The 13,754-nt window shown below is 45.0% G+C and carries 11 protein-coding genes; 4 read left to right on the forward strand and 7 right to left on the reverse strand.

The window, feature by feature from the left end:
- Positions 1 to 40 precede the first annotated feature (40 nt).
- Positions 41 to 670, reverse strand: coding sequence for a 23S rRNA (uridine(2552)-2'-O)-methyltransferase RlmE (gene rlmE / locus vsple_RS11235; RefSeq protein ID WP_032551539.1), 630 nt, complete (start codon positions 668 to 670; stop codon positions 41 to 43).
- 114 nt (positions 671 to 784) lie between these two features.
- Here rlmE and yhbY point away from each other — a divergent pair, with 114 nt between their 5' ends.
- Positions 785 to 1,081: a ribosome assembly RNA-binding protein YhbY gene (yhbY, locus tag vsple_RS11240; protein WP_032551538.1), complete on the forward strand. Its 297-nt coding sequence runs from the start codon at positions 785 to 787 to the stop codon at positions 1,079 to 1,081.
- 114 nt (positions 1,082 to 1,195) lie between these two features.
- Here the strand turns inward: yhbY and greA are convergent, their stop codons facing one another.
- Positions 1,196 to 1,669 (reverse strand): transcription elongation factor GreA, encoded by a 474-nt coding sequence (gene greA, locus vsple_RS11245; RefSeq protein ID WP_255229983.1) that lies wholly within the window; start codon positions 1,667 to 1,669, stop codon positions 1,196 to 1,198.
- A 516-nt stretch (positions 1,670 to 2,185) separates the two neighbouring features.
- Between greA and vsple_RS11250 the strand changes: the two genes are divergently transcribed.
- Together vsple_RS11250 and dacB are read left to right on the forward strand one after the other, a co-directional pair.
- Entirely contained in the window at positions 2,186 to 3,214 is a 1,029-nt protein-coding gene (locus vsple_RS11250; RefSeq protein ID WP_261882048.1) for a porin, read from the forward strand.
- A 111-nt stretch (positions 3,215 to 3,325) separates the two neighbouring features.
- Positions 3,326 to 4,732 carry a serine-type D-Ala-D-Ala carboxypeptidase gene (gene dacB / locus vsple_RS11255; protein WP_261882049.1) on the forward strand — a complete coding sequence of 469 codons (1,407 nt, stop codon included), beginning with the start codon at positions 3,326 to 3,328 and terminating at the stop codon, positions 4,730 to 4,732.
- A gap of 71 nt (positions 4,733 to 4,803) precedes the next feature.
- On the opposite strand, the gene vsple_RS11260 is transcribed toward dacB, so the two are convergent.
- Positions 4,804 to 5,649: a magnesium transporter gene (locus vsple_RS11260; RefSeq protein WP_261882050.1), complete on the reverse strand. Its 846-nt coding sequence runs from the start codon at positions 5,647 to 5,649 to the stop codon at positions 4,804 to 4,806.
- Positions 5,650 to 6,086: 437 nt separating this feature from the next.
- The gene (gene tyrS / locus vsple_RS11265; RefSeq protein ID WP_032551533.1) at positions 6,087 to 7,274 is read right to left on the reverse strand and encodes a tyrosine--tRNA ligase; all 1,188 of its coding nucleotides are present in this window, start codon (positions 7,272 to 7,274) and stop codon (positions 6,087 to 6,089) included.
- A 129-nt stretch (positions 7,275 to 7,403) separates the two neighbouring features.
- On the opposite strand from tyrS, the gene vsple_RS11270 reads away from it, so the two are divergent.
- The gene (locus vsple_RS11270; RefSeq protein ID WP_261882051.1) at positions 7,404 to 8,693 is read left to right on the forward strand and encodes a peptidoglycan DD-metalloendopeptidase family protein; all 1,290 of its coding nucleotides are present in this window, start codon (positions 7,404 to 7,406) and stop codon (positions 8,691 to 8,693) included.
- Between the two features lie 122 nt (positions 8,694 to 8,815).
- On the opposite strand, the gene vsple_RS11275 is transcribed toward vsple_RS11270, so the two are convergent.
- The 3 genes from vsple_RS11275 to erpA form a co-directional block, all read right to left on the reverse strand.
- Entirely contained in the window at positions 8,816 to 11,920 is a 3,105-nt protein-coding gene (locus tag vsple_RS11275) for an efflux RND transporter permease subunit (RefSeq protein WP_261882052.1), read from the reverse strand.
- Between the two features lie 11 nt (positions 11,921 to 11,931).
- A complete protein-coding gene (locus vsple_RS11280) occupies positions 11,932 to 13,041 on the reverse strand; it encodes an efflux RND transporter periplasmic adaptor subunit (protein ID WP_261882053.1) in 1,110 nt (369 codons plus the stop codon).
- A 318-nt stretch (positions 13,042 to 13,359) separates the two neighbouring features.
- Complete coding sequence (gene erpA / locus vsple_RS11285) at positions 13,360 to 13,701, reverse strand: iron-sulfur cluster insertion protein ErpA (RefSeq protein WP_032551754.1); 342 nt, start codon at positions 13,699 to 13,701, stop codon at positions 13,360 to 13,362.
- Between the last annotated feature and the right edge of the window lie 53 nt (positions 13,702 to 13,754).

Consider the following 13,754-nt stretch of genomic DNA (forward strand, 5'->3'; position numbering starts at 1 on the left):
CTGTAGCTATATTGTTAACGCACACTATTTAAGAGAATCGTTAACCTTTGTAACCAGTGGCTACAATAAACACTTCACGGGAACGAGCTCGCGAAGAATCGGGTTTTCTCACTTTTACCGTTTTGAACATCTCACGAACGTCCTTAACGTATTGGTCGAACCCTTCGCCTTGGAATACTTTAACAACAAAACTACCATTGGTAGCTAGAACTTGTCGACACATATCCAACGCTAATTCAACTAAATACATAGCTCTTGGTTGATCTACAGAGTTGTTACCTGCGATATTCGGAGCCATATCAGACATTACTACGTCCACCATGTCCGGTTGGATCCTATCTAATAGTGCTTCTAGTACTGCATCCTCTCTGAAGTCCCCTTGCAAGAAGCTCACACCTGCGATTGGGTCCATAGGTAATAAGTCACATGCAATGATTTGACCACTGTCACCTACAATCTTAGCAGCATATTGAGACCACCCGCCAGGTGCAGCCCCTAAATCGACAACTGTCATGCCTGGAGACAGCAATTTGTCTTTCGTTTGAATCTCTTCCATTTTGAAGTAAGCGCGTGAACGGTAGCCTTTCTTACGGGCTTCGTTCGCGTACTTGTCGTCGAAGTGTTCCTTCAACCAACGGCCTGAACTGGCCGAATGTTTCTGTTTGCTCATTGGGTACCTAAACTGGAGGAAAGTACTAATTGCTGAATAAATTATAGTCTTCAGCTTTAGATGGCGTTAAAATAGGTTTTTTCAACCCTAATAGTAAAGAAAATTGGCCGCGTAATGAACCTAAGTACCAAACAAAAGCAGCATCTAAAGGGCCTAGCTCACAGTTTAAAACCTGTTGTGCTAATGGGCGCAAATGGACTTACTGAAGCTGTTCTAGCGGAAATCGAAATCGCTCTAGACCACCACGAACTGATCAAGATTAAAGTTGCATCAGAAGACCGTGAGACTAAGCAACTGATTATCGACGCCATTGTACGTGAGACTAAAGCAGAAAAAGTACAAACTATCGGTAAAGTACTTGTGCTATTCCGCCAGTCTGAAGAGCGTAAAATCGAGATTCCACGTAAGTAATTTAAACACGAGAGGCAATCTCAAACATCAGAGATTATCTTGTTGTTGAATCACTAGGTGAGAAAAGAAAAAGGTCGCAATTGCGACCTTTTTTTCCATCTAGAGATTGATAAATTAGATGTATTCTACTTTATCAATTTCAAAGTCTTTCTCGCCGCCCGGCGTTGAAATAATGACTTCATCACCTTCCATTTTACCGATAAGGCCACGAGCGATTGGTGATTTCACAGAGATACGGCCAGTTTTGATGTCCGCTTCATCTTCAGAAACGATTTGGTAGCGAACTTCTTCATCGGTATCGACATCGATTAGCGTTACGGTCGTACCGAAGATGATCTTACCCGTATTTTCCATCTGTGTAACGTCGATGATTTGAGCGACAGATAGCTTATATTCGATATCACGAATCTGCGCTTCACAAATACCTTGCTCTTCACGTGCAGCATGGTATTCCGCGTTCTCTTTTAAGTCACCTAGCTCACGAGCTTCACCGATCGCTGCTGAAATGATTGGACGCTGTTTTAGTAAGCGCTCTAATTCTTCACGTAGCTGCTGTGCGCCACGAACTGTCATTGGAACCTTTTCCATTTTCTACCTCTATGCTGAAAGTTTTCTTCAGCCAAAATAAAACCACCCAACCGCGCGGGTTAGGTAGTTAGAACAAAACGATTTAGCTTAGTGTAAACAAACTTAGTGGCTAAATCACCTTTATTCAGCGTTGTATTATAAAACCGCTATCTAGGTCTAAATTACACATATCACAAAAATGAATATTAACCTTACAATCAATAACTATCGAAATAAAAACCTAAAAAAAACAAAAACAAGCAAAAATCCACAGTTGAGATTAAAAACAAAAACCAAATAAAAACAACAATTTGAGTTATAAAAACAAGAAAAAAACACTGTTCATTATTTTTATTGATATCATTTTACTATCTTGCGGCGGAACTTTAAGGGTAAAAAGTACCCCATGGATTGCTCTGGCAAGTTTCTCGCTTATGTTCTAAGCCTGATTATGAAGCTTGATTTATACGAGCAATACAAAAAAGGATTCAAATCCTTGATAACAACCTTTATGGACAGTAATTAGGAATTAATAACATGAACAAGACTATGATCGCGCTTGCTGTATCGGCTGCAGCTCTTGCAACTGGTGCTAACGCTTCTGAGCTATACAACCAAGATGGTACTTCTCTAGAAATGGGCGGCCGTGCTGAAGCTCGTCTATCTATGAAAGATGGCAAAGTTGAAGACAAAACACGTGTTCGTCTTAACTTCCTAGGTAAAGTAGAAATCCAAGACGGCCTATACGGTGTTGGCTTCTACGAAGGTGAGTTCACAACTAACGAAGATGGCGGCGCAACTGATAACAGCGATAGCAGCGACCTAACAAACCGTTACACGTACGCAGGTCTAGGCGGTACATTCGGTGAAGTGACTTACGGTAAGAACGAAGGTGCACTAGGTGTAATCACAGACTTCACAGATATCATGGCTTACCACGGTAACTCTGCAGCAGACAAACTAGCTGTTGCTGACCGTTCTGATAACATGCTGTCTTACAAAGGCGAATTCCAAGCTCTAAACGTAAAAGCAAGCTACCGCTTCGCTGATCGTTCAGAAAATACTAACGGCGAATTCGTTGACAACGGTAAAGATGGTTACTCTCTATCTGGTATCTACGCAATCGGCGAGACTGGCATTAAAGTAGGTGCAGGTTACGCAGACCAAGATAAGAGCAACGAATACATGCTTGCTGGCTCTTACGCTATGGGCGACCTATACTTCGCGGGTGTATTCACTGACGGTGAGAAGCAAACAACTGGCGCTGTTACAAACAAAGCGGTTGACTACACAGGTTACGAACTAGCTGGTGCTTACACTCTAGGTCAAACAGTATTCTCAACTACGTACAACAACGCTGAAACTGACGGCAAGACTTCTGCTGACAACATCGCTATTGACGCAACGTACTACTTCAAGCCTAACTTCCGTGGCTACGTATCGTACAACTTCAACCTAATTAGCAAAGGCGACACAATCGGTACTACTGTATACGCAGCTAACGGTGTTGCAACTTCAGCAGACGCTGAAGACGAGCTAGCTCTAGGTCTACGTTACGACTTCTAATTCTGATTATCTAATTGATTAATTAGTTAATTTCGAATCAAAGCGCCCGCTGACTAGCGGGCGTTTTTTATATCTGTATACTGAAATTATCACCCACGACTCAGCACTCTTATGCGTCTATTGTCTTCTTTGCTGGCTATCAGCTTCACTTACACAGCATCAGCTTATGCTCCACTCGACAAACTCCCTGACGGCAGCTCTGGCAGCCTAATCTTACAATCTTTAAGCGAGAATAAAGTTCAGCTTAATACCAATACTCAAGGCTACTATCCACCAGCAAGCACACTCAAGCTAGTAACAGCACTGGCAGCTAAACTAGAACTCGGTGATAACTTTCACTACACCACCAGCATCGCTCAGTCTGGGAAGGATGCCATCATCCAGTTCAGTGGTGACCCCACCCTGCAACGTGACGACCTAAAAAAGCTATTAAATCAATACGCGAAAAAGCAAAGCAAAACGATTCAAGGAAATCTCTATTTAGACAACTCCGCTTTCACTGGTTATCAGCGTGCCGTCGGTTGGCCGTGGGACATTCTTGGCGTCTGCTACAGTGCACCGTCCACAGCTATCACACTAGACAGCAATTGTGCGCAAGCGTCTATCTACACTCAGGACAACGGCAAAACGCGTGTCTACATCCCTGTTCACTACCCTGTGATTGTCTCAACCATTGCTGATACCGTGACTAAATCTGGCCAGAAAGCAACACAGTGCGAGTTAGAACTTCTAACCACACCAGACAATCATTATCAGCTATCGGGGTGTTTGATTGAACGTAAGAAGCCATTGCCGCTTAAGTTTGCGATTCAAAACCCGGAGCTTTATACCCAAAAGGTAACGCAATCGCTGCTCAAAGAGTCAGGAATAGCCGTCAAAGGCAAAGTTATCATTGGGTCTAAGCCTTCATCTGATCAGCATAAAGCAATCGCAAGCCATCTATCACAGAAGCTCCCCGCTCTGCTCGATACCATGCTTAAGAAATCAGATAACTTGATCGCTGATAACCTGACTAAGACTCTTGGTTCTAAGTTTTACGTACAACCGGGCAGCTTTAATAACGGTACTGAGGCGATAAAACAGATTTTACTCACTAAAGCAGGTATCGACTTATCCCAAGCGCACCTTGCAGACGGCTCAGGGCTCTCTCGCAACAATCGAATGACATCGCAAAGTATGGCTGAGGTATTGCGTTACATATGGCAGAACGATACAGAGCTTCAACTTATCAAAGCGATGCCAACCTCTGGGGTCGATGGCACACTGCGTTACCGCCAGAGCATGCGCAAAGCCCCTATCAAAGAGAACATTATCGCCAAGAGTGGTTCGGTGTATGGGAGCTACAATATGGCAGGTTATGGTCTTGATAAGTCAGGTATACCTAACTCTCTGTTTGTACAGTTTGTACGTGATTACTTCCCAAACAAACAAGACCAAGATAAGCCTGTAGAAGCGCCTATAGTGACCTTCGAAAAGGCGTTTTATCGTGATGTGATTGAATTTAGTCAGGATAAATAAACATAAAAAACGGCGCAGTAAGTCAACACTTACTGCGCCGTTTACTGTTTGGAGCCAGTTAAAACGTGAAATCAAGCGATACCAAGAAACGTATTCACCACTGTAAAATAGATCCACATCCCTGAAATATCGACAATAGAGGCGAGCACAGGGCTCACTAATACCGCAGGGTCGAGCTTGAGCAGACAAGCAACAATTGGCAAACCGCCACCAAGTACCGTAGAAATCGTCACCTGAATAAACAGAGCAACCGCAATCGCAAATGCGATCATGTTAATGTCATAACCGCCCGTTGACTGGTTTTCGCTAAACAGCAGAATACGGCCAACCATCACTACAGCAATCGCTCCAGCTAAGCAGATAGCCACTCGCAACTCTTTCCAAACTACGCTTAGCCATTGACGTTTTTTGAGTTCGCCCGTTGCCAAGGCTCGAATTACCAGAGTCGCAGCTTGTGTGCCCGTATTTCCCCCAGCAGCCGCAATTACAGGCATGTAAATCGCAAGTAAGACCAACTGGCTGAGAATATCCTCGTACTGGGCGATAATCAGGCCAGAAACGATCCCTAGCAGGGCTAGCGCGACAATCCAACCGATACGTTGCCTTACGTGGCTCATTACTCCAGTTGTGAGATACCCCTGTTGAGGTTCAACTTCAGAATAGATAAGTCCTAACTGGTGAGCTAAATGGCGAGAGCGTTTTTCATGCCCCTGTTCTTCTAACTCACTAAGTAGAGCTTGGATAACACTGAGAGAACACTGACCCAGTACCAAGACTGCGTCTTCCAATGGCATACGATTAAGCAGGTCAACTTGCTGCTCACGCGTGTGCTGTTGAAAGGCTCTCGATACGGCCTGAATGTCTCGTTCAGTGTATAGAGCTTCAATAGATAAAAAAGTGTTGTTCATTACCGTCATGGCGAATCTCCCGATTGGCAAAGGTAACGACCATCAAAACAAGTAGCCTGCAGTGAGTACCTCACAAACATAAAGCGGTATACATCAAGAGCGTATAACTCGATACATAAAGCATATAACTGAGCGCACCAAGAGCTGAAAGCACTGATGTGTCTACTTGTAGAGTCTAGAGTATGGAAAAGAATGAGGGGAAAACAAAGATACCCTACCTGAACGGCAGGACATGAGATCAATACCGAGACAGGTTATTCTTCTCCCTTCAAACTAGGAGGATGGTCGGTATTGTTCATAAAAATCTCCAAAATTACTGCCAATTTGACAGCGTGCGTAGTGTAGCAAGTCCTTACAAAATACTTGGTCAAATTCCTGTCAATAAATAGGGGTCAATAAAAAAGGCATCCGTAGATGCCTTTTTACTAACTCATTGAGATTGAATATTACTTGATAGTAATACGAGCAAACTTACGCTTACCTACTTGGTAAACTGCTGTACCTGCTGCAGGTACTAGTTTGCTGTCTTCAATTTTTTCGCCTTCGATCTTAGCCGCGCCCTGCTTGATCATACGCATTGCATCAGAAGTTGAGTTTACTAGACCTGCTTCTTTTAGAACGTTAGCGATTGGTAGGCCTGCTTCGAATTCGAACTCTGGCATTTCATCTGGCACTTGGTTCTTAGCAAAACGGTTTACGAACTCTTGCTCTGCTGCGTCAGCATCTGCTTCACTGTGGAAACGAGCAATGATCTCTTTCGCTAGCAGAACTTTAACGTCGCGTGGGTTTTTACCCGCTTCAACGCCAGCTTTCAGCTCAGCCACTTCCTCAAGAGGACGGAAAGACAGCAGTTCGTAGTAGCTCCACATTAGATCGTCAGAGATAGACATGATCTTACCAAACATTTCGCTTGGTGCTTCGCTGATACCGATGTAGTTGTGTGCAGACTTAGACATTTTCTTAACGCCGTCTAGACCTACAAGTAGTGGCATCATTAGCACTGCTTGTGGCTTCTGACCTGCCGCTTTTTGCAGTTCACGGCCCATTAGCAGGTTAAACTTCTGGTCTGTACCGCCAAGCTCAACATCGCTCTCTAGTGCAACAGAGTCGTGACCTTGTAGAAGTGGGTACATGAATTCGTGGATAGCGATAGGTTGGCCGCCAGCGTAACGCTTTTTAAAGTCATCACGCTCAAGCATACGAGCAACAGTTTGGTTAGAAGCAAGGCGAATCATACCTTCAGCACCAAGGTCTGATAGCCACTCAGAGTTGAAACGAATTTGTGTTTTCTCTGGGTCTAGAATTTTGAATACTTGCTCTTTGTATGTTTCAGCATTCTTTAAAACATCTTCACGGCTTAGTGGTGGACGTGTTGAGTTCTTACCAGACGGATCACCAACCATTGCAGTGAAATCACCGATCAGGAATGTCACTTCATGACCAAGCTCTTGGAAAGCACGAAGCTTGTTAAAGATAACCGTATGGCCTAAGTGGATATCTGGTGCTGTTGGATCGGCACCCAGCTTAATACGTAGAGGACGACCCTCTTTCAGTTTTGCAATCAGTTCGTCTTCTGGAATCAGTTCTTCAACGCCACGTTTGATCTCGGCTAGTGCAGCTTCAATACTCGCCATTCTTGTTCACTCCCACAGATTTGGCAAAAATATAATAGTTAGACATCTTACTTGAATAGCGATGTATTTTGAAACCAGTTACACTATTCAGCCGTCTATTTTATTAATTTTTACTATACGAACCGGAACATGTTGTCTATTTTTGCACGCCTTCCTATATTGCACCGGGTCTTTATTGCATTTTTTAGTGCTGTAATCTTCGTTGCCCTTTTTCTTCTGCCCGATGTCAGTTCTCTGCGTGATAAAAGTGACTCTCTCGTTATTGGCAAACATTACCCCCTCACCATCAACGCTGCTGCACTGGTCAGCAATGAAGAACATGTACCTACAGCGGTACTCAACTGGGAGAAGTACACGGTTCGTTCTGGAGAAAGCACCTCAGTGCTGTTCGAGCGTATTGGTCTCTCCTATCGACTCTTAATTACACTGCTGAACACCAACAAAGACATCAACAAACAACTCTCGAATCTTAAGCCTGGCGATGTTTTGCAGTTTGGTTTTGATGAAAACAACGACCTAATCCAACTAAAAAGGCAGCTCAGTGCCTTCGAGAGCTTTAAGATCACCAAATCTGGCGACAGTTACACCTCAAACTTTGACAAAAAAGAAGTCGCTTACCAATACAACTATGCGGAAGCAGACATCACCTCTAACTTCTGGAACGCAGGCATGAGCGCGGGCTTAACCGCCAACCAAATCATGGAGCTTGCGGGTATTTTTGGTTGGGATATCGATTTTGCATTAGACATTCGCAAAAACGACAGCTTTAAAATCCTGTACCAAGAAAAAGTGGTTGAGGGTGAAGTGATTGGTCGCGGCAAGATCACCGCTGCGATTTTCAAGAACCAAGGCGACACCTTTACCGCGATTCTTGATGACAAGACGGGAAACTACTATGACGATCAAGGGCGAGCGATGAAAAAAGCCTTTCTCCGCTCTCCAGTCGATTTTAGACGCGTAACATCGAACTTTAACCCTCGTCGTAAGCACCCAGTCACCGGTAAAGTACGCCCACACAGAGGCACCGACTATGCCGCGCCTGTGGGTACACCGATTTGGGCTGCCGGCGATGGTATTGTTCAAAAATCTGGCTACAACCAATTCAACGGTAACTATGTCTTTATTCGACACAGTAATACTTACCTAACCAAGTACCTGCACCTTAAGAAACGCTTAGTGAAAACAGGGCAGCGAGTGAAACAAGGCCAAACTATCGGTACCTTGGGTGGTACAGGTCGAGTTACCGGCCCACACCTTCACTACGAGTTTTTAGTTAATGGCGTGCACAAGAACGCACGTACTGTGAAGCTACCGCAGTCTAAATCGCTGACTGGTAAAGCGAAAGCAACCTTCATTGCTAACTCGAAGCGACGCCTGGAAAAGTTAGACCGGTATAGCCAACTACTGGCCACTAACTAACGTTTTCATTTATCACTTCGAACTCTGTGTAAGCAAAAACGTTGAACAACATAAAAAGACAAAGAGCACCACTTTGGGGTACTCTTTGTTTTATCTATCGTACCTAGCTTTTGCTATTGAACTTATTCATCTGCGCTGGTGCTCTGTCTGTTTTTATCTCTACCTAGCATTAACAAACAAGGTGTAAGCACCAAGGTTAAAACCGTCGCAAATGCCAAACCTCCAGCAATCGCGGTTGCCAGTTGCGACCACCACTGGGTACTCGGTGCGCCGAACTCGATCTTCTGATTGATTAAGTCGATGTTCATCTCAAGCACCATCGGCATCAAGCCCAAAATGGTTGTTACAGTTGTTAGCATTACCGGCCTTAGACGCTGAACACCGGTTCTTAAAATCGCGTCTCGCTTGTCTAGCCCCCGCTTGACCAGCTGATTATAGGTATCAATCAGTACAATATTATTGTTCACCACGATACCCGCCAATGCGATCACCCCAATGCCGGACATCACCACTCCAAAAGGACGCTGGAATATCAGTAATCCCATAAACACACCCACAGTCGAGAATAGCACCGCACTGAGGATAAGGAAGGCTTGATAGAAGCTATTGAACTGAGTGATGAGAATCAAGGCCATTGCCGCCAACGCGACCATGAACGCACTTTGCAAAAATGCTGATGAGTTCTCTTGCTCCTCATTCTGACCACGAATACGAAACTCAACGCCATTGGGCAAGCCCAACTCACTTAACGCTTGTTCAATCTTAGGTAGCTCTAGCGCAAGGTTGAACCCTTCTTTCATATCAGCCAACACGTTGACCACTCGTTTCCCATCTAGGCGCTTAATGGTGTCTTGCTTATGGTCGGGTACAATCTGAGCGAAATTGGTGATAGGGACCAGACCTGCAGGCGTTTTGACTCTGAGTTGATCGAAGCGACCAATATCTCTCTTATCATTTGGATAACGAACTAAGATATCGACCTCTTCCGAAGAGTCATCAGGTAAGTAGTCCCCAATCTTTAGCCCATTGGTGACAAACTGAACCGTATTTCCGACAAGAGTGGCGTCGGCAGAAAAGCGCGCCGCATCATCACGCCTGATATCCACTTTCCAATCAATACCATCTTTACTGCTAGTGTCGCTAATGTTGGTCAAAGCAGGACTGGCATCTGCCCACGACCGAACCATTTTAGCAGCTTGATTTAACTGCTGTGGTGTTTTGGCCGAGAGCTCAATCACCAAGTCATTCTCTACTGGAGGACCTGCATCCGGAAACTTAAGCTCAATTTCGACACCTGGGTATTGGTCAGTTTGAACTTTTAGCTCTTCAATGATCGCTTTAACACTGCGACGATACTGCCAATCGACAGGCGTAATCGAAATAAGACCGATCTGATCATCTCCTCCTGTTCTCGTATAAACACTGTCGAACTCTTCATGGCCAAGCATCATCTGCTCAATATCTCTCATGATGACGTCTTTTTCTTGAATCGAGAGATCACCATGCGATCGCACTTTAACGTTGAAAAACGGAGGATCAACCTCAGGGAAGAACTCGGCCCCAAGTCCAGCTTTGGCATAAGAGAAGCCAACTGCGATCGAGAGCAATATCGCACTCAACAAGATTTTGAGTGGATGTTGAATCGCTACAGAGAGGGTGTGGTAATAGAGTTTGGTAATCCCTGTCGCTTGTGAGAAGTCCCCATTATGTAGAGCGACCATTCGAGATTGATTAGAAGCAGAGACATACTGCGGTTTACCAATCAACCCTCCCAACACAGGAACAAACAACAGTGCCATCAACAGAGAAGCAAACAAGGTTGCTATCAAAGTTAGTGGTAAGTACTTCATGAACTCGCCAGTCACGTCTGGCCAGAACAGCAATGGGGCAAACGCCGCTAAGGTCGTCGCGGTAGATGCCGTGATTGGCCATGCCATACGCTTCGCTGCCGCTTGGTAAGCCGTTTTCTTTGCTTCACCCTCTTGCATCCTTCTGTCAGCAAACTCGGTGACAACAATCGCACCATCCACCAGCAAACCGACGGCCATGATTAATGAGAACAACACCACGATATTGACGGTTAAACCAAACACCGATAACACCAGTAACCCAGTCAAGAACGATCCGGGGATAGAGATACCGACCAACAACGCAGTGCGAACACCCAAGATCGCGATGATTACGATCACCACCAAAATAATGGCGGAGAGGATGTTGTTTTGCAGATCATTAAGCATGATCTTGACGTCTTTCGACTCATCCCAAGTGAACTTAACCAATAAGTTATTTGGCCATTCTGCTCTTTGTTGAGCAACACCAACAACGGACTTAACCAGCTCTACCGTCTCAATAATATTCTCGCCAGCACGCTTTTTAATATCTAATACTACGGCAGATTTACCATCTAAACGGGCAAAGCTTTCAGGATCGCGAAAGGCACGCCTTACCGTGGCTACATCGCCAAAAGTGACAACCTGTTTACCGTCAACTTTGATGGGCAGCTCAAGCACATCTTTCAAAGAATTAAACACCGAAGGAACTTTGACCGAGAACCGACCATAACCGGTATCCACAAACCCAGCGGCTACGACGCGGTTATTCAGTGCGATCAAGTTATAGATATCCGCTTGATCTAAGCTGTAACTCTCCATAAGCAGGGGATCAACAATGATTTCGACGATATCTTCTCTGTCACCAGCAATATCCACTTCGAGTATTTGGCGATAGCTCTCTAGCTTGTCTCCCAATTCACGAGCAATCTGAACGATAGTGCGCTCGGGCACCGTGCCATACAAAACCACGGAAAGTACGGGTTGCTCTGAGGCTAAAGTCACCTCATTAACGGTTGGTTCATCACTGTCTTCTGGCAACTTAGGTTTGGCAAGATCGACCGCATCTCGCACGTCTGCCATTGCCTTGGTGAGATCAACCCCAACATTAAATTCCAACACCACTGAGGCATGGCCTTCAGAAGCAGTGGCTGTCATCTCTTTTACCCCCTCAATTGAGCGCAGCTCTTGCTCGATTGGTCGAACTAACAAGCGTTCGGCATCGGTTGGGGAAATACCTTGGTGGCCGACAGAAACATAGATGATTGGGATGGTAATATCTGGGCTCGACTCCTTGGGAATCGTAATATAAGTCCCGATGCCCGCGACCAGAATAAACAGCAGCAGTGACAGCATGGTTCGCGAACGAGACATCGCAGCATCAATCAATGAATACATGACGTTATCTCCTAGTTCGCTGCTGTTGGTTGCTCTGTGGCAATCACGTTATCACCATCACGAACAAAACCTTGTCCAACGGTAATGATATCCACTGTCTCACCAAGCCCAGCAAGCCAAACACCATCTTGCTCAGCTTTCACTAACTGAATTGGAACAAACTTGACGACCTTGGCATCATCAGACGCTACTAAGGTTTTCACACCTAGGTTGCCCGCATCATCGAGAGCCAACATCGCAGGTGTCACTTTGATCGCTAGCTGGCTTTCTAGATTCAGAGAAACCTCTGCACTGACGCCAGCTGGCAAACTGCGCTGCGGGTTTGGGATTTCAATCTCAATTGGGAATGTATTGGTCGACGCTGTCGATATGCGTGAGATATAGCGAAGCTTGCCTTCAACACTTTGATGCCCTAATAAGCGAACCTTAGCCGCTTGGCCTAATTGCAGTTGTTGAATGTGACGTTCACTCACATCGGCTTCAATCACCAGTGGGTCGAGGTCAATAACACCAGCAACCGGATCGCCAACCCCAACGAAGTCGCCAACTTCAACGTGTAACTCCTGCACAATGCCAGAGAAAGGTGAACGAATCACCGTATTGCGCAGGGCTAACTCAGCATTACTCTTCATGGCTTTTGCTTCGGTCAGTGCAGCTTCTGCGGTGGTGTAGGCAATCTCACCTTGTAGGCCACGCTTTTTCAAAGATTGCGCAGCCTTAAACTCTTTCTGCTTCAAGCGATACAGTGCTGAAGCTCGCTCTAATTGAATACCTAAGTCAGCTTTGTCTATCTGCGCGATCGCTTGACCCGCTTCGACCACATCACCTTTCGTAATATTGAGTGTAACGATTTTTCCTGGGATCTCTGCGCCTAAACGAGCATGTCGATCTGGGGCTGTTCTACCATACAAATCAATCGTTTTGTAAGTGGGTGAGGCATCAAAGGTTTGAAAGGAGACTTTGGCGAGTGGAACCTCTGTGTTCGCTGAGGACGTTGGCTCTTCAGCTTGCCCAACACCTAATCCTAACCATGCAGATAGTAGCAGCACCAAAAACAGAGATACCAACCAAGGTTGCTTTGACCAAAAGGAGAACCCAATACGGGAGAATCGGCTAGGCATAACACGTCCTTTTACTATTTATAACCTGATGATTGAGAGAGAAACTGAGTTCACTTAAGCATGTGCAACTTCCTGATACACACCTACAACCATAACAGACCCGAAAAAGGTAAAATTCGATGAGACCGACACTTTATTCAACATGTCGTTCAATAGAAAACAAAGCTAGTTCTTTTAAAGACAACAACTTAGCTAGAAACCCGAGTATCTCCTCTCTCAGAATTCATTGGTAAATGTGCCAACGACTAAGATAAAAATATAAAAAAACGCCGAACCTAAGTTCAGCGTTTCTATAAAACAATACGTTTTTGTCAGCTTTTACACGCTGAACGACGCACCACAACCACAAGTTGTTGTTGCATTTGGGTTGTTTACAAAAAAGCGTGCACCTTCAAGCCCTTCTGTGTAATCCACAACACCGCCAATCAGGTACTGAAGGCTCATTGGGTCAACCACTAGCGTTACACCACTATTTTCAATAGTCATGTCACCATCATTTACTTTTTCATCGAATGTGAAGCCGTATTGGAAACCGCTACAACCACCACCGGTAATGTATACACGCAGTTTTAGATCTGGGTTTTCTTCTTCAGCAATCAGCGTTTGTACGCGGGTAGCTGCTGCATCAGAAAAAGACAATGGGATATTTGCTTCGCTCACGACAACCTCTCTTACCTGTGTCAAAAACAACATGATACAAATCGAGTTCGAGA

It is taken from the genome of Vibrio pelagius (assembly GCF_024347575.1).
Classification (GTDB): domain Bacteria; phylum Pseudomonadota; class Gammaproteobacteria; order Enterobacterales; family Vibrionaceae; genus Vibrio; species Vibrio pelagius.